The organism is Pirellulales bacterium (assembly GCA_036499395.1).
GTDB lineage: Bacteria > Planctomycetota > Planctomycetia > Pirellulales > JACPPG01 > JACPPG01.
On the sequence record DASYDW010000130.1, the window covers coordinates 46,981 to 67,450 of the forward strand.

The following is a 20,470-nucleotide window of genomic DNA, read 5'->3' on the forward strand; positions in this document are numbered from 1 at the left end:
AGAAGATTCTTGCGCCACATAAGTAGATTTTCGTGGGCCGTCACGACCATCACCGAGCGCAAGGAAACGCTCGGCGCACGCCTAGAGGGACACCTTCTCACCATCATGCACGTTGCGGATTCCTTCCAGCAGGATGCGGTCGTGCGTGGCGAGTCCCTTGTCGATCACGAAGCCGTCCTCGGTTTCGCTTCGGATCGTGATCTCGCGCTGGTGGGCGATGTTGTTTTCGTCGATGACGTAAACGTACCGCTTGCCGAGAACTTCGAACGTGGCGCGCGCCGGGATGATGAGTGCGTCTTTCAATTCACGGCTCATCAAGATCGTGCCGGCTTGGCCGTGGCGCAGCAGCCGTTTTGGGTTGGGGAAGTCCGCGCGGAAGGGGATGTTGCCGCTGGCATTGTTAAAGTCGGCTTCGATCGCGCCCAGCTCGCCAGCGTGCGGAAATCTTGTGCCATTAGCCAGCCGGAGTTCGATCTTCCAAACTTCCTTGTGCGGATCTTGCATGTAGTCGAGGTAGCGAGCCTCGGGGACATTGAAGTACACCCGCACTCCGCTGTTGTCGGACATGGTCGTGAGGACCTCGCCTTCGAGTACCAGGCTCCCCTCCTGAAACAGTAGTCGGTCGATGAGGCCGTCGAAGGGGGCTTTCACCGAGGCAAAGTCCAATCGGGCGGTCACCAGATCGACTTGGGCCTGCGCCTTATCGAGTTTGAGCTTGTGTACATCGACCTCGTTTTGCGACACGACTTTGTCGTTGTGCAGCTTTTGGTTGTAGTCGTACTCGATGCGGGCGCGCTTCAGTTCCGCCAGTTCGACATCGACTTTTTTCTGATGGAGGCCTGGGATGACCTTGAACAGCAAATCCCCTTTCTTGACGAACTGCCCTTCCTTGACGGAGATCGCTTCGAGATAGCCTTTCTCCAACGCTCGCACGTTGATGTGCCGCTGCGAATTGATATGACCAACGTAGGGCTGCGTAATCGTGACCGTCTTCGATTGCGGCGTTGTGGTAGTGAATTTAAGCGGCGGCCCAGACGTGGCTTCGTTCTGCGCGGGGGCTAGCGCTGACGGAGGGTCGAGCGGGGCCGCCTGAACCACCGCACGCCGAGTTCCGGCAACGCCCAGGAAGACGCCGACGACCACGATGGTTGAGAGCACGACGATCGCCTTGGTCAGCGGCCGGCGATTGCGAGTTTGATCGAGGATCGATTGCAACCGGCGTTCGAGCCTGGTGGTTCGATTCATCGCCAGCGCCACCGCCGAATCCCACGGGTAATCGTCTAGGCTGGCCGTGATCGACAATAGATCGGTGGCATAATCCGCGGCGTTCGCGCCGTGGTTCAGCACGAAATCATCGCATGCCTGTTCTTGCTCGAGACGGAGCTGCCGCAACGCCCACCACGCAAGCGGATTGAACCAATGCCAGGCTCGCATGACCTGCGCCAGAATCTGAAACAGGCAATCGCAGCGACGCACGTGGGCCAGCTCGTGAAGCATCACCAGTCGGCGCCGCTCGGGGGACCAGTCATTGAAGTCGGCGGGAAAAACGATCACGGGTTGCAGCGTGCCCCAGGTCATCGGCATCCGCCGCTCGGGCGACAGGAGCCCCGCGACGAACCGATTTCCGACCAAAGACTTCGCGAGTTGTGCGAGTTCGTCCGCCGCGACGCCCGATAGCGGCTGCGAATTGCGGCGCAGACGACGCAGGCTGATTGTTCCCAATAGCAGAGGAAACAGGCCGACCAAGGCTCCTACGAACCAGGTCATGACAGTCACGGCGCCCCAATTCATTCTTATGTCGGGATGCGTCGGCGCGGATTCGGATGTGATGGCCCGAGGATGTGCGTCGTCCGGGGCGTTTTTAACAGGAGCGTTAGAGCGAAGTGCGGACTCGCGCGCATCGACGGCCGTGATTGGCAAGGAAGCAGTTTCATCGGAAATGCTCATCGCTGATCGTTCGACAGTCGCTGGCGCAAGCGCCTCGGGAAGATGAAAACGGAGCGGCGCGATTCCGACCAGGCACGGCATGACGAGTATGCCCACGATGGCGGCGGACCAAATCAGATGCCGCAGGGCGGCCGAAGAGCGGCGCAACGCGCGCGTGACGAGCGCTGCCAGCAGCAGCACGACCGTTGCGCGACACGTCACGTGAAAACCGGATTCGAAAAAGCCGCCCAGATCCGGCAACAGTCGCATCATGTTTTGTCACCCTTGCGCGATTTTCTTGCGCTTTGTACCAGGTCGATGAGTCGCTTCAGTTCTTGATCGTCGAGGTCGTTTTCCGTCTCGCTGAGGTGGGCCGCGACGGCTTGTTCTAACGAGCCGCCGAAGAAAATTTCGAGAATGCGCTTGAGCGCCGAGGGGCCGGCGACCTCGCGCGCATGCGTGGGGCGATAGACGTAAGTCTGGCCGACCTGTTCGTGCGTGAGGTGCCCCTTCTCTTCCAGAATGCGGAGCAGGGTGCGAATGGCCGTCTTGCCGGGGCCGTCGACCAACGAGTCCGTGACTTCGAGCGCCGTCGCCTGCCCCTTGGCGTAGATCACGTCCATGATCTGCCGCTCGCGCCGGCTGAGAGGTGGTTCGCCGCGTTTGACCATTCGGAGGTCCCTTCCCCTGGGCGGTTGTGGCGCGTCGAGAATCTGCGCCATCAGGCTAATAATTTAGCCACTTGCATTTGGCAAAAGCAATAAGATTGTGCCAATTTTTTAGCCTGTTGAGAAAGCCAGGTGGGGGGCCTGGATTCATAAGGAGCGGAAACAAAATGCGGCGAAAACCCGAGTTTTTCGGCTTTTCTTCACAAATTTCCGAAAAATCCGTGAAAAGTAGTTGCATAAAAGGAGAGATTAACGATGCTGGGGATTATCGCAGAGTCGCGGTTATTCGTGCGCGTGTCGTCGGACACAGGCGCCCGGAAACGCGGTCGGTATCTAACCTAAGCAGGATCAAGCTAATCCCCATAGTCGCGGGTATTCTGGCAACGCTAATGATCTGAACTGAGAACCCCCACAATTTTTTCCTTTAGCGAGTCGAGCCTTCTGGTTCCTCGTGGGTTCTCCTCCGGTGACGTCCCTGTGATCAGCCCTTTGTGGGTTTTTGCGCTTCGGCGCATCACGTCTACGAACGCCTGATCGTTGAGACCTCGCCGCAGCGCCCTCGAAAGCTCCTTTTGGATCTGACGTGTAGGTACTGACGTGCGTACGACGATGATTTCGCATTTTTGACTTGGAAAGCTAACGACTCGACACCCGGAAAAACCTTTTGAGGCGCAAATGAGCATGAGAACTCTTTTCGGCGGCTGCGCGTGCGTGGCCTTGGTCCTCGGCGGCATGAACCCGAGCACCGCATCAGCCACGACGCTGTTCGACCTGATCAATAGCAGCGGGTCGATCTCGGTCGGTACGCTGACCTTCAGCGGCTTTTCCTATCTCGGCACGGGTGATATGCCAAACTCGGCGAACGTCACCGTCAGCGCCTACACCGATCCGGTCACGATGGATGTTGGCTTGAAGTTCGAAGGCTCGTTCTTCGACTCGCCCACCAGCGGTGGATCGGATGCCTTGATCGATTTTCAAGTCGCGGAAAACGACAACACACATTTGGTCACGGGGGCCACGTTGGCGGGCGACCCTTCCGTCACCCCGCTCGGCGCAACGGCCAATGGCGTGGTCAGCGTCACCGAAACCTTTCTGCCGACTGATCCCAGCCTGACCCTCACGATTTTTGCTAGCGCCCAAAACGGCGTTGCCGGACCGACGCAGTCGAGCGACAGTGGTTCCTTCGCCACCGGGCATAGCCTGGTGTTCGTGCAGAAGGACGTTCTCTCGTTCAATGCCGATCCCAATGGCAGCGGCACTCCGGGACTGACGTTCATCACGCAGACGTTCCATCAGGGAAACAACATTCCCGAGCCATCGACCGTGATCATGCTCGGCACGGCCATGGTCGGCATGGCACTGCACCAGTGGCGCCGTCGCCGCAGCTAAGAGTGCTCTTACGCAATTGATGTTTCGACAGTGATGTTTCGACAGCGGCCCGACTGCTGTTAGCGATACGACCGAACAAGCAAACGAGATCGCCCCGGTGACGTTTGGCGACGTCCCCGGGGCTTTTTGTTTTGGTCTCACCGGGGATCTTGTCATCTCGAGCTTCGGCAGTCCCTACTCGTGCTGCGGCCAGCGTCTGCCATCGCAGGCTTGCATCCGGCTCTAGGGACTTTCCACGGCCAGTGTGCCTGCAATATCGTCGTACGTTAGTCGATAGCGCACTTCGCCGGGCTTGCGAAAGTCGATAGGTTCGGTCCGAACCTTATCTCGCCCGCCAAGGGAAAACCACAACAGTGTCAACGGCACGTCGGCGAATTCGGCTTTTCCTTCGCCATTGGTCTTTGTCGACTGCAGTAGGCCGATTGCCAGCGGAATCTCTTCGCCGCGAAGTTCCAGCAAGTAATCAGGCAGTGGCTTGCCGTTGAGATCGACTAGCTCGACAACGGCCTTCGCGGCCGGCAACATCACGAAGTTCAATTTGCGCGGCTGGCCGCGATAAACGATTGTATGGAAGCGCGCCCCTGCGTTGCGAATTTCCTTGGTCCGGTAATTCGCCATGCCTAGGTAGCCTTGCTGACATGCATCTTTTTCATAGAACCCAGTTTTACGTGCGGTAATCGTCACAGCTTGAAGATTCGACCCGTCGTCGACGTTCGCTACTCCTGGACCGAAATGAATTTCGTAGCTTCCCGCAGTGTCTGTCTTGACCGGTGCGTTCATCCGCAACGTACCACTGCCGGTTGCCGCGCGGACTTCAACGCCTTCCATCGGACGGCCTTTGTCATCGGTGATGCGGCCGATGACGGCGAATTGGTTTTCCGTGGTTTCAGGCGTTGGCCCCAGCGCGGCTTGGCCGTCCAGTTCGATGTCAACGGTACCGAACTGACCGTCGTTCACCCACAGCAGGGTGTGTTCGTCCGCCCAAGCCAATTCGGCTGCCCCGTGATTGAGGACCTTTTGGGCTTCTCGGCGATCAGGCTGCGCAACCCACACTTCGTCGCGGATCGTCGTCGCTTTCGCCGCGTTTCGCAACGACTCACGATGACGATAGGCGAGTCTCTTTCCATCCGGCGACCAGGCGGCGCCGTAGAATCCGCTCATCGACCGTGAATACGGTTCTTTGATTGAAACATTCGCCGGCGCGTCGGAAATTCGATCGACCTGCGTCGCGCCGGTTTCCAACGCCTTTGCCACGTTGAGGACGCCGATGGCTCCGTCCAACGGAATACCACCGAGCCAACCGCCCCCTTGCACGATCTCGGTAACGATTGCCAGGCGCTTCGAGTCTGGTGACCAGCCGGAAGCGGTCCCCTTGGCGGTGAGCCGATGCAATTTGCCGGTTTTTCGTTCGACAATTGTTAGGGGATAGTCCTTCACATAATGGCCGATACCGAAGGCCAGATAGTTGGAATCCGGCGACCAGCACGGCAGGTTCGCCACGGTCTCTTCAAGAACTTGGCTCACAGACTGCGTCGCCAGGTCCAACAAGAATAATCCGTGCGCTTGCTTGATCTCTGGATGCGCCTTGAGATACCGCCGGCGCTCCTTATCGTTCGGGAACCGTTCGTTGATCTCGGCGCAATAGTTGCCGCAAAAGGCGATCGTTTTACCATCGGGGGACAGGCATTGATGGAAGAATGAATCGCAGCCTGGCGGCAATTGCAACTTGCCTGCCGGTTGGCCCTGCAGGTCGATTAGTTGATATCCATCTTCACCGTGTGCTGTGACATAAGCGATGCGGTCGTTGCCGTACCACTGCACTTTGTCCACGAAGTTCGCGTCGATCGGCAAGGCTCGCCGCTGCGAACCGTCGGCATGGCCCACGATGATACGCACCTTCTGATCACCCATCGGCCCGACGGCCGTCTGCCCATAGGCGACATGCTGGCGATCAGGCGAGATGAGCTGGCTCACGGGGGTGGGCTGTTCGTCTGCGGCGAGCCTGACCGTCGCCGCAAGAATGTTCGCGACGATGGTCAGCGCGGTCACAAACCGAGTCCGACACGGCCATTGATGCGCCACAGACATGGCAATGATCTCGACAGATAGAGAGTTCTGCTCTTAGAAGCTCTGACAAAACCTATTGGCACGACATTTGCGCATGGCTTGCCTGAGTGTTTTTCACCTCAGGAGGAGACGATCATGGCCAGCGCTCAGATGCCGGACGAATTTATGGAGGAACTGGAAGCTCATCTGCCGCCGGAACAATCGGTCGGCCCTCGTGGTGGTCGCCCACCGATCGCACACGCCGTGGTGATGCGGGTCATCTGGTTTGTGCTGTGTAGCGGCTGCCGCTGGGAGGACGTGCCGGCCGAGATGGACTGCTCGGGCCGCACTGCTCATCGTCGCTTGCGGCAGTGGGAAGCGCTGGGAATCTGGGATCGGCTGCATATGCACTTGCTCAAGTTGTTGCGCAAGCATGGCCAGCTCGATCCGCACGTAACAATCGTCGATAGTGTGATCGTGCGTGCGATGGGGGGCGGTGATGACACAGGTCCGAGTCCGGTCGACCGACGAAAACTGGGCACAAAACACACGTTGCTCGTCGACCGACATGGCATACCGATGGCGATTCGTACCGCTTCGCCCAACACCAGTGACCAGACTCAGATCCTGCCGATCGTGCTGGACTTTCCGGCCGTGGGCGGCAAACCGGGCCGACCGAAGCAACTTCCGGACGAAGTCTTCGCCGACCGAGGGTACGACAGCGACGACACCCGCCACCTGCTGCGCTGGCTGGGCATCGAACCGTTCATCGCTCGACGCAAAACAGCTCACGGCAGCGGCCTCGGCAAGATTCGTTGGGTCGTCGAGCGAACGATCAGTTGGCTGAAAGGATTGCGTCGAATGCGAGTGCGGTATGATCGATTGGAAATCATCCAGGCCGCCTGGAACACTCTGGCTGCCTCTGTCATCTGTTTCCGAATCGCTCATCACGATTGTGTTTTATAAAACCAAGGTTTTGTCAGAGCCTTTTAGCCACAAAACCATTCTGCCGAAAGGCTTACAGTTTGCCTACAGAGCTGTCATCCAATGACGAATTGCCTTTACTCGAAGGGCGTTCGACGGCTCGACGCTTAAAGACCGGCGCGTCGGGCACTGGGAATTTCCGTTCCGCGGGCGTTTAGGTCGCGCTCGTGTGCTTCGGCAGAAAGTGGCACAGTAGCACGCCGCCGAAGTAGAGGAACGTCAGCGGCACCGCCATGAACAGGATGCTGTACGGGTCGGCTGGCGTGAGGATGGCCGAGATGATGAAGATCACCAGGACCGCGATGCGCCACTTTTCCATGTACGAGCGGACGTTGAAGATGCCGATCCGGTCGAGGAACAGCATCACCAGCGGCAATTGAAAGCTGATGCCGAAGCCTAGCGGCAATAGCAGCACAAAGCCCAGCCATTCGCTGATGCGCGGATCGGGATCGACGCCCAGGCTGCTGTTGAAGGTCAACAGAAAGCCCAGCACCGGCTTGAAGACGAAGATATAGGCCGTGGCCGCGCCGAGCAGGAACAGGCCCAGGCTGAACGGCAAGAACATGTGGACGTATTTCTTCTCGTGCGGGTAGAGCCCGGACGCGACGAAGTTCCATATCTGATAAAAGACCCACGGACTCGAGATAATCGTGCCGACGACCAAACAGGCCTTCAACCAGATGGTGAACATCTCGGGAAAGCTGAAGCTCTTCGCGTGAACGCGGTCGTCCTCGGCGCCGGGGTGAAACATCAGGACGGGGGCCAGCCCGGCGATGATCTCGGGGGCTTCCTGTGGCGTGTCCTGTTTCTCGGGCGGCGCCGCTACGGCGGCTAGGTCCGGTTCAGCGGCCGCGGGGAGCTTGCCGATCCATTGCGGATTGATGCGCGTGGCTTCCTGCCAGGCTTGGCGCGGATCGACATAGACGATGTCGAACAGCATGTGGTCGCGATTGACCAACTGCTTGATTTGTTCCGGCGAGTAGGGCACCGGTAGATTTTTCTCGCGGCGCAGCTCGGCCCATTCGTTGTATTTCACAACCGACGTGGCGGCGTAATAGGTCTCGAGCGCGCCTTCGAGCGGCTTGAGAATCAGCTCGACCATGTAGTCGCCCACGAACAGCCCGATCAAGCAGCCCGCGAGTAAACCCAAGAGCGCCTTGAAGAGCGCGGAGCGCAACTCTTCGAGGTGTTCCCCGAAGGTCATCGTGGTATCTTGAAACAGATCTTCGTTGGGTTTGGGCGTCATCGGTGGACGGTTTCAGACGGCGTGGTCGATCAGGTTGCCCCGCAAAGCGAGCGGTCTATTGTACGTCTTGCGCCACGAAATGCGGAAGAATCCACAGGGGCGCGGCGGGAGGGAATGATTCGGCAGGAACGGCCTGAGCGGATCATAACACTCGTGGGGGCGAGGGGCAACTTTGGCCCCCCTGCCCTGCCCTTCGAAACTTGTTTCCCAGGAATTGAATCTTCGCCATGACCTCGCTTTATCCGCTGCGATTTCAGCCCTTGTTTCGGCATTACCTATGGGGAGGCGACAAGCTGCGCACACTGTTGGGCAAATCGTGCGACGAGCAATCGACGTGCGCCGAAAGCTGGGAGATCTGTGATCGTGGCGCGGATCAGAGCCGGGTTGCCGTCGGGCCGCTCACCGGGAAGTCATTGGGCGAGCTAGTTGCGACGCACGGCGGCGCGCTGTTGGGCCGGCATGCGCCGCAGCCGCGTTTTCCGTTGCTATGGAAGTTTCTCGATGCGCAGCAGAAGCTGTCCGTGCAGGTTCATCCGGATGATGCACGCGCGGCGCGACTCTTGCCACCGGATCTTGGCAAGAACGAGGCGTGGGTCGTGATGCACGCCGAACCGGGGAGTTTGATCTATGCCGGCCTGAAGCGTGGATTCGATCGCGCGGCGCTGGAACGGGAGATCTCGCGCGGGACTTGCGAGCTGTGTCTGCACAGTTTCGCGCCTCAAGTAGGCGATTGCGTGTTTTTGCCGGCCGGCGTCGTTCACGCGATTGGCAATGGCTTGCTGGTGGCCGAGATTCAACAAGCGAGCGACACGACGTGGCGGCTGTTCGACTGGAATCGCGTGGGCCCGGACGGTCAGCCGCGCACGCTGCACCTGGCCGAGGCGCTCGAGGCGATCGATTATCAGGCGGGACCGATAACACCGGCGCGACCCAGCGCAACAGAGAATCCACAGCGCGAACGGTTGGTGTCGTGCGATAAGTTTGTGCTCGATCGCTGGCGCCTAACGACGTCGCAAGATTTGCCGGATGACGATCGCTGTCACATTCTCACGGTCGTCGAGGGCGCGGTGACCGTGACCGGCGACGCGGCCGAGGTGCCTTTGAAATTCGGCGAGACGTTGCTCGTGCCCGCCCAGCGCCCTGCGACCTCAATGATTCCCCGGGCGAGCGCGATTATTCTGGACGCCTATTTGCCGTAGTTGCCGCACTCAAGGGATATGCCGGTAATTCGCCGCGCCGCGGCTTCAAGCTAGCATCCACGGCGCGTCGATGCTGAAGGTAGACGAAAATACTTGAGCGTTGGTGAGGTTGTTTTTTTCGGGGGGCGGCTCGAGCAGCGTACGTGGCGGGGGCCGAACGGCGCAGCGAGGGCGCGACGGTGCCGATCAGGTATCCTCTGACGGCGGAAGGGAAAGTGCTGATGCGTCTGGCAATTCTCATGGCGGTAATGATTGTGGCCGGCGGGTCGGTGGGGCAAATCCAAGCGGCAGGTGGTATCCAACTGCCGCGTTTCTTCGATCCGCCGCCGCCGCGGGCACAAATCGCGGACGCGCAAATTTGGGATCCGTATCCGGTGCCTGACATCGGCATGGGCCCGGCGGACAGTGCGCGTCCACGCGATTTTCAATACCCGCCCCCCGAAGCGACCCGTGGACGCGTGTGGCAGGGAGCCCCCGGAACATTCCCTCGCGCGCAACCGTGGCTGCGTTCGCAAGCGCCTGTGGACTATCCCAATATCAGGAAGCGCCTGATGTCGTCGCGGCGCACCGCGCCGCCGCAGGGAATTCCCGCCGATGAGGAAGGTCCTGTCTTCGAAGCGCCTAGCAATAGTGCCCCGGCGCGAGAGGGCGCCAACACCGACGAAGTCGTACCGGCGCGGCCTGCGAAGCAATCAGGCAACCGAAAAACGGCGCCGCGCAATAACCCGGCCGATTTCTGATTCGTCGTGCGAGCCGAGGCCACGACGTGACGCAGCGGCGCCGTTCGCATCTTGCCGTCAGTGCGATCTTGTGATCGGACAGGAATGCGTTACGGTCCGTTGGCTTGCCAACGATCGGGCAACGCTTCACCGCGAGCCGAGCGTGCGTTGCGATCCGCCTCGGGCGGAGGCTGTAGATAATCACGCGGCCGAGCACTTCCGTCGTCATGCACGACATTTGGATCCGGATAAGGATCGAACCTCTGGGCACGTGTGCGCTGCTGACGAGCCGTGCCGGGCGTCAACCAATCGGGCCGGCTGATATCCGCGCAGCCGGAAAGCGCCACCAACGAAAGCGCAACGGCAACAGCGGCGATGCGTGGCAAGGCGGATCTCCTGTGAAGCGCCAGGCGATTATTCGACAGGCGCACGAGTGGCGCCGAAATACGATATGAGGGCGCGGATTGTACACACCAGCGGCGGTTTCTCGGAAGGCGAGAACCGCTAGCAATATCGAGGCTTCGCCCGGTGAATTGCCGGCTCACTGCGTCATCCGGAAAAATTCGCCCTGGCAACTGCCATCCATTATCATTCGATTCGTGTTGCTAGCGGGGGCATTCTGCGCTGCCCGCTCCTTGCGCGACATGAGTCTCGCGGTCCCTAAATGGCACCGTTATTGGGGGACAAATGGCAGACAGGACCGACGGCGCCAAAAAGCCGCGATGGGGTGTGATCTTGGGCGTCGTTTTGGGCGCACTTGGGTTGCTGACAATCGCGGGCAATCTTCTGATGTTTGCGCAACAGGTCTTCGCCGACGGCGGAATACACTGGCGCGATATGCCTTGGAGCTTTCGCATTTGGGACATCGAGCTGCGCGTGGTGGCCATCGGCGTCGGCCTGGCGTTTATCAGCAGCGGTCTATGTTTTGCACAATTGCGGGCGAGGACGGGAGTTATCCTGCTCGTGTCCGCCGCGGTCGTGATGATTTTCAATCCCGCGGTGAATAGTGCGCTGCGTCATCGATTTGCTGGCGATCGTTATACGATTCGCGGGCCAACCAAAGGCGAAAAGGATGTCACTTTCGCGCCTGGGGATGGGCCGAAGAATCCAATGCCTCGGGAACAAGATGGCGCTGATAGTCCCCAAAAGTGAAAATCGAAAGAGAGTCGGCGAGGAAATAACATGACAACACGAGCCAACTATAGCCGCGTCAATCATGGGGCCTTCGAGGCATTGTCGGCTGTCAACAAGCAACTCACTCCGCTCGATCCCAAATTGCGGGCGCTCGTCGAGTTGCGTGTGTCGCAGATCAACGGCTGCGTCTACTGTGTCGATCTGCATTCGAATCAGGCGCGGGGAAATGGCGAAACGCAGCAGCGATTGGATTGCCTGTGCGTCTGGCAGGAATGCCCCTTCTTCGACGAGGCCGAACGCGCGGCGCTCGGTTGGGCTGAATCGCTGACCTACGTGTCGCAGACGCATGCCCCGGACGCGGCGTATGAGGCACTCGGACCGCACTTTTCCGAGCAGCAGATCGTGGACTTGTCGCTGGTCGTCGCGACGATGAACGCTTGGAACCGCCTGGCGATCGGGCACCGGTCGATGCCGCCGAAACGATCGCCCTAAGCTCAGGAATCAGCGAACTTTAGCCCCCATTTCGGCGACGCGCCTCCTGCCGCGTAGTGGCGGAATGGAGTATGCTAGACGTTCCTTCGCTGGCGCTTCGGGCTTATGGGAATCCGCGGCCCGCTGGTTTAATTCTCATTGTCGGAAAGTTGGCGGCTATGAAACGTTCGCGCGGCGCACAAAAGACGGGTCTTCCGCCACGGCCGGCCGGTGGAAAAGCAAAAGGCGATGCCGCGACCGAGCATGAAGCAGAAATGCGCCTGCAAAAGCACATGGCCCGAGCCGGCGTCGGCAGCCGCCGTCAGTGCGAAGCGCTGATCGCCGAAGGACGCGTGCAGATCGACGGGCGAACCATCACCGAATTGGGGACGAAGGTCGCCGCCGGGCAGCAAGTTGCCGTCGACGGCGTGCCGTTGGGCAACGCGCGGCTGGTGCATTACCTGGTCAACAAGCCGACCGGCGTGGTGTCAACCAATTTCGATCCTTCCGGGCGGCCGCGCGTGATCGATATGCTGCCGAACGTTTCCGAGCGGCTGTTCACCGTCGGGCGGCTCGACATGTCGAGCGAAGGCTTGATCCTATTGACCAACGACGGGGAACTTGCCAATCGCCTGGCCCATCCGCGCTACGGTGTCGAAAAGACTTACCTTGTGCAGGTCGCCGGCTCGCCCGATCAGGAAGTGTTGGCGTCATTGCGGCGCGGCGTCCACTTGGCCGAAGGCTTGGCACGGGCCACGAGCGTGCGCGTGAAAAAGAGTTTGCAGCAAAGCACGCTGTTGGAAATCGTCTTGAGCGAAGGGAAGAACCGAGAGATTCGCCGCATCCTGGCGAAGGTCGGGCATAAGGTGGTACGGCTGCGTCGTATTGCGATTGGCCCTTTGCGGTTGGGGGAATTGGCCACCGGGGAATTTCGGCGTATCACGCCCGAGGAGCTTCTCGCGCTGCGAGCGCACCGGCGTGTACGCGCGAAGGGGAGCAAACGCTCGGCCGCCAGCGCTCGGCCACACTTGCGCCCCGGCGGAACGCGCGAGCCGGCTGCTGCCGTGGCGGCGCCGGTGAAAAAGCCTGCACGCGAAAACTATGGCACGGTGATATTACCGGAGGATGACCGACCTGCGGATTCGCGAACTGCCGATTCTCGGCCGGCGCGTCCGGCGAAAGCAGCGCGGCCTGCGAAGTTCTCGGCGCGCCCCGGTAAATTCGCGGCGCGGCCGGATAAGGGAGCGCATGGAGGTAGGGGTAAGTCGACTGAGCGGCGTGGTAAATCGTCGGGGCAGTCCGGTGACGGAGCTCGTGCCGGGAAGCCGTCACGCCCCGCCAAGGGCGTGCGTGGTGAGAAGTCAGGGTTTAAACCAGCGCAAGGGGGACTTGCAACCAAGCCTCGAACGGGGACGGGTTCGAAATTGCGCCGCAAACATAAAGGAAGGCGTGGCTGATGGGGCTCACGGATGCGGCCTGCTTTGCTGATCGGGCGTTGTATCGCACGGTCACGATTCGCGAGAATGTACAGATCGCGCGCGGCACGTATCGGGTGCGCTTCGACTGCCCCGAGATTGCCCGGCAAATCGTGCCTGGTCAATTTCTCATGATGCGGCTCACCGGCTGCAATGATCCGCTGTTGGGGCGACCGCTCGCCTTCTATGACACGGTGCTGGCGAACGATGGGACGCCGGTGGGGCTCGATGTCGTCTATCTGGTGGTCGGAAAGTTCACCGGCCGGCTGGCCGAGGCCCGGTCCGGCACGTCGCTCGATGTCTGGGGACCGTTGGGGAATGGTTTTGCGCCGCGACCGGTCGAACACCTGGTGATGGTCGCCGGCGGTATCGGGCAGACGCCATTTCTGGCGCTCGCGCGCGAGTACCTGGGATCACGAGCGTTCGGAAATCCACCGCGGAGGGCCGAACGAGCGCCGCGCGTCACGCTGTGCTACGGGGCGCGGAGCGCCGAATACCTGGCGGGCGTTGCGGACTTCGCGGCTCTCGGCGTGTGCGTCTTGACCAGCACCGACGATGGCTCGTCCGGCAAGCATGGACTGGTGACCGACGTGCTGAGTGACGTAATCGCCGACAATTCCGCCGGGACGCACATCGTTTGCTGCGGACCGGAGCCGATGATGCACGCGGTGGCGGGCGTTGCCGGAGCGGCTGGGATTTCGTGCGAAGTCAGCCTCGAGTCGCCGATGGCATGCGGCATCGGCATCTGCTTCAGCTGCGTAGCGAAGGTGCGCGACGCCGATGGTGGCTGGGATTATCGCCGCACTTGCGTCGAGGGACCGGTTTTCGACGCGGCCACGATCGAATTCTAACAGCTCGCAGCGTGAGTTTTCGAGGAAGGCGACTGCCGACGTTCGGCGAGTGAGAGGGTGTACGTCAGCTAAGACTCCGGCACCGGCGGCGAGCATTCGCGCATAGGGCTGCCGTTCCAGGAAGCCAAGCCTACCGCCTGCGGCGGCGGCTGGCCGATCCGCGCCTATTTCGGCGGAGGAGGATGGATTTTCGCGAGGCCGATGGTCCGCGCGTGCGGTGCCATGTGGAACGTGTACGGAAACGGAATGGCATTAGGAATTTTCCCTTTTCGCACAGACCGGCTCGTCTCCTGCGTGCCGCGTTCTGCCGTTTTGTATCTGCTGACGACGACGTTTGCGAAGGCGCATCCCGGTTCCTACGAGTGCGCCTCCCGAAAGTAGCAAGATCCCTGCGGCCGGCTCGGGCGCAGTAATCGTGACGCTGTTGATCAAGATCAGGTTAGCCGCCGTGATCTGATTGGTAGTGTTATTGACGTCGAAATTCTGCAGTGGCAGGTTCGCAAACGCGCCACCCCAGATGCCGCTGGCGTTGTAAGTCGGCACGGCGGCAATCGCATCGAGCACACTCATGCCATTGCCGAGCACGTCGCCGAAAACCGTGAATCCGCCGTTCTGGGTGTCGAGGTTCGACGAGTTATCGACCAAGTTGAAAAACCATTCGCTGGTGGCGCTGTTGGGATTGCCACTCAAGAGCGCCATGGCAAGTGTGCCGGCCGTGTTTGAAAGATTGAATTCGTTCTGGACCGGAGCGTTTTGCGTGATGTGCGCGGGGATCGTCGTGTAGGGGAACGGCGCGCCGTTGGCGGTGTACCCACCCCCTTGAATGATGAAGTCCGCAATCGAGCGATGAATGAACGTGTTGTTGTACGCGCCGGTGTCGACGTAATTGATGAAATTCTCGACCGTCAGCGGCGCCACGTCGGATCGCAATTCCACCTGGAATGACCCGAGCGAGGTGTCGAACGTTGCGATCGGCAGGGCCTGCGCGCTTTCGGCCAGCAGTTGACCGAACGAGAAAACGGTCAACACGGCCACGGCCAAGGGTGCAAGCGAGGCGCGGGAATGATAGCGATGGAAAAATCCGTTAGTCATGGTTGGTCACATCAAGGGTGCGGGGGGGCGTACCTGGCAAGTCGTCACGGGTGTCGTAGCGCATGGAAGAGACGAACACGACCGTTCGCGACGATCGACCACGAGTAACATCCACCGCGAGGAACAAGGTGCCGGCTAGCTGCACACGTCGGATCGCAACGAGCGCAAGGGATCAGGCCGACAGGCAAGCGGGGGACGGTCGATGGCCGGCTGGCGGCTCGATTCCGTCTGCTGAAGAGGTCGTCGCAGTAGCAACCACCGAAAAAAAGAGATCCCTGGCCCAACTGACCGTCAGAAAGCCTGAGGTATTTAAACCCTAGTTTGCCCAGCGTGCGACGTTCCCAGCCCCGGCGTCGAACACTGCTCTCTGACGGCTGACCCCCCGAATATAGTTGGCCGCCTAACCATTGGCAAGCAATTTCTTAGGGAATTTGGTTTCTGAGAGAACAAGGGGCGTAAATAGCCTCCTGCGGCTGGCGAGACGGAAATGACATGCCTTGAGAAACCGGGTGCTGCACTCGGAAAATCGCGTGGTTTTGTCTGTCAGCGATCCGTGATTTGGGCGTCTAAACTGACGTCGAATGAACATCAGCATCCAGGCTAACCCGCCCGTGAAAGCGCCCCACGCGGAGGTTGAGGACCGCGATCTGGCGGTGCGGCTCGCTCGCGGCGATGCGAGGGCGCTCGAACAGTTGATTGAACGTTACCAGCGGCGGGTGGCCGGTCTGGCGGCGCGACTGCTGGCCTGGGCCGATGGAGCAGAGGACGTGACGCAGTCGGTGTTTCTGGCGGCCTGGCGCAGGCGGGCCCAATTTCGGCACGAGGCACGATTATGGACGTACCTGGCAACCATTACGGTCAACACTTGCAGGTCTTTGCAGCGCAGACGATGGCTCGAGCAGAGCGTGCGCAAATGGATCGCACCATTGAAGCGGCAGGCCGATGGACCGAGTTATCAGCAGTTAATGGTGAACGAGAAATCAGAATTAGTCCGAGCGGCCGTCGCTCGGCTACCGCAAACTTATCGCGAAGCCGTCGTGCTGCGATATCTGGAAGGCATGAGTATCCGGGAAGTTGCGTCTCTATTGGGTATCAAGCGGAACGCCGTGGAAGCGCGTTTGTCTCGCGCGCGGAAACTACTCGAGACATCGTTGGCTCCGATGTGTGAAGAGTGATGACCTTGCGCAATGACGACATCGACGAATTGTTACACGGCGCGGATGCTCAAACGCGGCTGCGGTTGCTGACTCCAGCAGAAATGGCACGGCGCGTATGGCTTGCCGAACGTCGCGGCCGGCAACGGCGTGCCGCGGTCGGTAGTGCGGTCGTCCTCTTGCTGATGAGCACGGCGGTGAGCTTGTATATTCGGCGCGCCGAGGTCGCGCAGCCTGTTACTGTGGCCGCGGACGTCAACTTCGAGGGGCGTCGTGATCTGAACAGCGAACTCGCAGAACTGAAAGAAGAAGCGGATATGCACGCGCGGCTGGCGCGGCGCATGATCGAGGATCGTGAAAAAGAGAGTGCCACGACACTTCGTCGGCGTGTGGGGCTCGCAGATCCGATTGATGACGTGCGCGAACGAGTCGAGATCGTGGCATATCGAATGATTTACGACGCTGAGCAATTGGAAGCCGCACAACGGCCGCCGACGGAAATGATCGTTATTTATCGCGATGTGATTCGACTCTTTCCCCATACCCGATCGGCCGAGCTAGCGAGGCAACGCCTGGCGAGCCTGGGCGACTCATAGGGAGGCTCTGCTATGCAATTCTGCCGATTGTGGATGTTCGCAGTCGTTGCCGTGGTAACTGGCGCGACCCATGGCCAGGAGCCCGTGAAAGATTTGCCGGCGACGCCGGTTGCGAGGCCGCATTCAGATGCCGATGCGATCCTGCGCGTCACTTGTGAACCCGAATCGGGGTTGGCCGCGAGTGATTTGATCGACAGTTTGTTGCGCGGCCCAATGTTTAAAAAACAAGCCGCGCCCAGTCCTGACGGTACGAAAAGGCTGGATTGGGTCATGCACCTTGAACCTGTTCAACGTGGCGAATCAGCGCCGCACAACGCGACGGATCTTGGCTCGTCTTCTCGAGCTGCGCCGCTTCTGGCTGGTGTGTATATGACAAAAATTAATATCTCTTCAAACGAGAAGGATTGGCCCGCGGCCAGACTTCTTGAATGCGTACGTAAAGAGTTGGCCAGGACGCTGGAGCGCACCGCTAATGACGCGTTACGGCAGCAGCTGGATTCAATGATGACGCTGAAAAATCGAATGCTTCAGGGCCTTCGCGAGAATGGAGAGTCATTGCGAGATCTCGCTGCCGATGCGCTTCCGTCGGCGGATCAAACCGTCGAAAGTGAGTATGCCCGCCGCGTGGCGGCGGTTGCCGCTATGAAGATCCAAATCGAGGGCTTGGACGGGCGGCGCCGAGCGATCGTGGAGCAGATCGCGAAACTGGCCGACAAAATCGCGGACGCAGCGGCGAACGATCCGGTCTTACAAGAGCTGGACAAAGTCGTAAAGAGTCGGGAACAGCGAGCAGCGTTGATGAAGCATCGCAGTACCAATGCCGCCAATGCGGTTCCCTATGTGGAGGTGCTCAAGTCACAGGAAGAAGTCTCGGAAGCGAAAGCCGAGTTAGAGAAATATCGCCGCATTGTGGCACAAGCCGGCGGTGGCGATCGGCTCGCAGAATTGCAATCGCGACTGGAAGATACGGCGATCGAGTTGGCGGAGGATCAGCGGAAGCTCTCACTGCTGAACGAGTCGGAACGCAACTTGCATCGCGATGCCAATGAGATCAGCAAGCAGAAGATGGCGTTCGAGCAACTGCAGCAGCAGTATCGCGACGTGCTTGCGGAAGAAAGACGACTTACTGCGCATGCGCATGCATACACGCCGGCAGTCACGCTGATTCCGATTGACTTTACGAGATCGCCATAGAATAGGGTGGCGTGTACAGATGGCGGGCCGCTATCGCATTCAACGCCGCGGAAGTTAAACGAAAGCGGGGCACGGCATAAAGCCGCGCCCCGCCTCGAAGCTACGCACTGCGAAGTATTACAGCTAGGCCGCACGGCGGCGGTAGCGAGCGAACAACGCACCGAGGACACCCAGGCCGGCCAGCACGAAGGTGCTCGGCTCGGGGGTTGGTACGACGGCCACGCCGCGGAACGTGTCGAACGCGGCGTTACCTACGACATGCGTGAACGAATTGGCGGGAATGGCACCGTTGTAGCCCGTCTTGTCGACGTAGGTGTAGATGCCGTTGGTGCCCGAGACAGTGATGTCGACCCAGTTCGGGTTCGTCGGATCCTGTACGGCGATCAGTCCGGTCGGATTCACGATGTTGTCGGCACCGGCGGTCAACGGAACGTTGCTCTGGTTAACCCAGCTCGTGCCGTTGAAATAGTACTTGACGATGCCCGCCGTGCTTTGATCACCAACTGTGTACAGCACGTTCAGCCCGTTCTGCGAGTTCGAGTTGCCCGGCAGATCGACAAACGCCAGGGCCGAGGCCGATTGTCCGCCCGGGTAGTTGCCGAGCTGGGTATTGTTGCTCAGCGAGTTGCCGAGATTCGTGGTCGGCAAGCCGGTACTGATCTGGTACGGAGCATGCGCGCCGACCGAGCTGGAACCGGTGCCGCCGTACAGCTGGCCGTTGGCGATGATCGCATCACGCCAATCGGCGAAGCCTTCGACCGTGGTGGTCGTCGCCGTGGGGCCGGTGCCGCTGACGTAGGCCAGGCCACCGTTCGAGGTGGCGCCGGAAGCGGCGTATTTGCCGAAGGTATAGAACGAGGTGCCATCGACGGTCGAAGCACCGCGAATGTAGGGGCTGGTGCTGCCCGCACCGTAAGAATTGACGACAGTCGTCGTGTTGAGCGAGCTGGCGGTGTTCGAAATGACGCCGATCAACTTGCCGACCGAAGCGTCGATATTGGCATCGGACGAACCGACCGTCGAGTTGTACCCGGCGAAGGTCAGCAACTTGCCATTAGTCGAAAGATTCAGCAAACCTTGGTGCTGATTGTCGCCGCTGCCGGGCAGCGTGAAGGCGCCGGCGCCGGTGCCGGGAACGCTGATCGAACCAACGTAGCTGCCAGCCGGGGTGTACTCGTCCAGATAGACGGGCACTTGAGTCGTGGTGCTCGAGTTGTCGGCATTGGTCGCATCGCCGGTGCGAACGACGACCAGGTCGCCGGGCGTGAGGGTCGAAACCGAATTGAACGTCGATTGAACGGTTTGGGCTTGAACGGCCACGGCGGCGGCGAGAATGCCTGCGCCAGCGGCGGCGCGAATCGCGATTCTCGCAGTCAGGGTGGTCAAACTCATTCTCATTAGTCTCTCGCTTTCTTCAGTGGATGCCTGCGAACGTTGATGCGTCGCGTGCCAGTTTCTGCTGGCTTAAGGTGGTGGGCACTTTACGGAACGCGTGTTAGGCAGAGGTTATCGCCGTGTCTGATTCTCGTGAATCAGTGAACAACTATCTGTGTAGTAGTGTGTGCATCTGATTTGTATTGCGGCACGTGCCGCGCGGCGCCGCGGCTGTTGCAAATAACTATGAATGTCGTGCCATCAATATTTGGGATGCGTATATCAACGAAGAATGACTGCGTGATGGTTGAGATCGCCGATGCGCAAACAATCGTTGTCCTTGTCACGAACTGCGCTGATGGGCAATTGCGCGCCAATGCGGATTCTCTCGGAGAACAACTACGCGTGGAGTACTCGCCCGACGAAAATAAGGTCTGAGGCACTTCGCGCGACTGCGACGCGCAAACATCAAGCGATGGCGCACTGACTACAGACATCGTAGTAGCTCTAACTTGCTTTCCGGTCCCAAATCCAGTTGTGTCGCATTGACAAACTACACGTGTAGTATTGTGTGATACTCACGACGGCGCGCTGTGAGGTCGATCGCGCAATTCACATCCGCGGCTCATCAAGGGCAAACAATGGGCCGCTACAATCCGCGCACGCCTACGGGGATCGATCGGCGTAGCGCGCCACTCTTACAGAGCGCGGTGCGAATGGCGTTCAAGCATGGATCGCGAGTCCTTCTTGTGCCGGCGGATATGCCGCTTGGATCCCGTAGCGAGTCGTGGCAGCGGCGCTGTCCCTTTTTGCTAAGAGCCTATCCGAGTACCGAACCGTTTGGCTGCAAGCATCCGTAGTGCAGGTTGAGGAGACCATTCTCGATTTGCACGGAGGTGCCTGTGGGCGATCAATCGACGTCAAAGTTTCACCACATCCCCGACGCGCTGTG

Annotated in this window: 18 protein-coding genes; 11 read left to right on the top strand and 7 right to left on the bottom strand. The window is 59.8% G+C overall.

Translation table 11 applies throughout. From position 1 onward, the window contains the following. Positions 1–81 precede the first annotated feature (81 nt). Together VGN12_26835 and VGN12_26840 are read right to left on the bottom strand one after the other, a co-directional pair. Positions 82–2,199, bottom strand: a complete 2,118-nt coding sequence (locus tag VGN12_26835) for an efflux RND transporter periplasmic adaptor subunit (protein HEY4313098.1) — start codon at positions 2,197–2,199, stop codon at positions 82–84. Then, positions 2,196–2,597, bottom strand: a complete 402-nt coding sequence (locus VGN12_26840; protein ID HEY4313099.1) for a BlaI/MecI/CopY family transcriptional regulator — start codon at positions 2,595–2,597, stop codon at positions 2,196–2,198. Before VGN12_26840 ends, VGN12_26835 begins: the two co-directional genes overlap by 4 nt. A gap of 678 nt (positions 2,598–3,275) precedes the next feature. Here VGN12_26840 and VGN12_26845 point away from each other — a divergent pair. After that, positions 3,276–3,983 (top strand): PEP-CTERM sorting domain-containing protein, encoded by a 708-nt coding sequence (locus VGN12_26845; GenBank protein HEY4313100.1) that lies wholly within the window; start codon positions 3,276–3,278, stop codon positions 3,981–3,983. A gap of 222 nt (positions 3,984–4,205) precedes the next feature. Here the strand turns inward: VGN12_26845 and VGN12_26850 are convergent, their stop codons facing one another. Continuing rightward, positions 4,206–6,032, bottom strand: coding sequence for a hypothetical protein (locus VGN12_26850; GenBank protein ID HEY4313101.1), 1,827 nt, complete (start codon positions 6,030–6,032; stop codon positions 4,206–4,208). Between the two features lie 153 nt (positions 6,033–6,185). On the opposite strand from VGN12_26850, the gene VGN12_26855 reads away from it, so the two are divergent. Then, positions 6,186–6,995: an IS5 family transposase gene (locus VGN12_26855; GenBank protein ID HEY4313102.1), complete on the top strand. Its 810-nt coding sequence runs from the start codon at positions 6,186–6,188 to the stop codon at positions 6,993–6,995. A gap of 172 nt (positions 6,996–7,167) precedes the next feature. On the opposite strand, the gene tatC is transcribed toward VGN12_26855, so the two are convergent. Further along, on the bottom strand, positions 7,168–8,259 hold the full coding sequence (tatC, locus tag VGN12_26860; protein ID HEY4313103.1) for a twin-arginine translocase subunit TatC: 1,092 nt from the start codon (positions 8,257–8,259) through the stop codon (positions 7,168–7,170). 227 nt (positions 8,260–8,486) lie between these two features. Between tatC and VGN12_26865 the strand changes: the two genes are divergently transcribed. Beyond that, on the top strand, positions 8,487–9,458 hold the full coding sequence (locus VGN12_26865; protein HEY4313104.1) for a type I phosphomannose isomerase catalytic subunit: 972 nt from the start codon (positions 8,487–8,489) through the stop codon (positions 9,456–9,458). A 221-nt stretch (positions 9,459–9,679) separates the two neighbouring features. Next, a complete protein-coding gene (locus VGN12_26870; protein HEY4313105.1) occupies positions 9,680–10,198 on the top strand; it encodes a hypothetical protein in 519 nt (172 codons plus the stop codon). An 89-nt stretch (positions 10,199–10,287) separates the two neighbouring features. On the opposite strand, the gene VGN12_26875 is transcribed toward VGN12_26870, so the two are convergent. Next, positions 10,288–10,563: a hypothetical protein gene (locus tag VGN12_26875; GenBank protein ID HEY4313106.1), complete on the bottom strand. Its 276-nt coding sequence runs from the start codon at positions 10,561–10,563 to the stop codon at positions 10,288–10,290. A gap of 301 nt (positions 10,564–10,864) precedes the next feature. On the opposite strand from VGN12_26875, the gene VGN12_26880 reads away from it, so the two are divergent. The 4 genes from VGN12_26880 (at position 10,865) to VGN12_26895 (ending at position 14,108) form a co-directional block, all read left to right on the top strand. Then, positions 10,865–11,329, top strand: a complete 465-nt coding sequence (locus VGN12_26880) for a hypothetical protein (protein HEY4313107.1) — start codon at positions 10,865–10,867, stop codon at positions 11,327–11,329. Positions 11,330–11,359: 30 nt separating this feature from the next. Further along, the gene (locus VGN12_26885) at positions 11,360–11,803 is read left to right on the top strand and encodes a carboxymuconolactone decarboxylase family protein (protein ID HEY4313108.1); all 444 of its coding nucleotides are present in this window, start codon (positions 11,360–11,362) and stop codon (positions 11,801–11,803) included. Positions 11,804–11,961: 158 nt separating this feature from the next. Further along, entirely contained in the window at positions 11,962–13,239 is a 1,278-nt protein-coding gene (locus VGN12_26890; GenBank protein HEY4313109.1) for a pseudouridine synthase, read from the top strand. Beyond that, positions 13,239–14,108, top strand: coding sequence for a dihydroorotate dehydrogenase electron transfer subunit (locus VGN12_26895; protein HEY4313110.1), 870 nt, complete (start codon positions 13,239–13,241; stop codon positions 14,106–14,108). Before VGN12_26890 ends, VGN12_26895 begins: the two co-directional genes overlap by 1 nt. 252 nt (positions 14,109–14,360) lie before the next feature. Here the strand turns inward: VGN12_26895 and VGN12_26900 are convergent, their stop codons facing one another. Beyond that, positions 14,361–15,200, bottom strand: coding sequence for a peptidylprolyl isomerase (locus tag VGN12_26900; GenBank protein HEY4313111.1), 840 nt, complete (start codon positions 15,198–15,200; stop codon positions 14,361–14,363). A 581-nt stretch (positions 15,201–15,781) separates the two neighbouring features. On the opposite strand from VGN12_26900, the gene VGN12_26905 reads away from it, so the two are divergent. The 3 genes from VGN12_26905 to VGN12_26915 are packed head-to-tail and all read left to right on the top strand — an operon-like array spanning position 15,782 to position 18,144. Then, complete coding sequence (locus VGN12_26905) at positions 15,782–16,375, top strand: RNA polymerase sigma factor (protein ID HEY4313112.1); 594 nt, start codon at positions 15,782–15,784, stop codon at positions 16,373–16,375. Further along, a complete protein-coding gene (locus VGN12_26910) occupies positions 16,372–16,950 on the top strand; it encodes a hypothetical protein (GenBank protein HEY4313113.1) in 579 nt (192 codons plus the stop codon). Before VGN12_26905 ends, VGN12_26910 begins: the two co-directional genes overlap by 4 nt. Positions 16,951–16,962: 12 nt before the next feature. Continuing rightward, positions 16,963–18,144, top strand: coding sequence for a hypothetical protein (locus tag VGN12_26915; GenBank protein ID HEY4313114.1), 1,182 nt, complete (start codon positions 16,963–16,965; stop codon positions 18,142–18,144). A 123-nt stretch (positions 18,145–18,267) separates the two neighbouring features. Here VGN12_26915 and VGN12_26920 read toward each other — a convergent pair whose 3' ends face one another. Beyond that, positions 18,268–19,536, bottom strand: coding sequence for a PEP-CTERM sorting domain-containing protein (locus VGN12_26920; GenBank protein HEY4313115.1), 1,269 nt, complete (start codon positions 19,534–19,536; stop codon positions 18,268–18,270). Between the last annotated feature and the right edge of the window lie 934 nt (positions 19,537–20,470).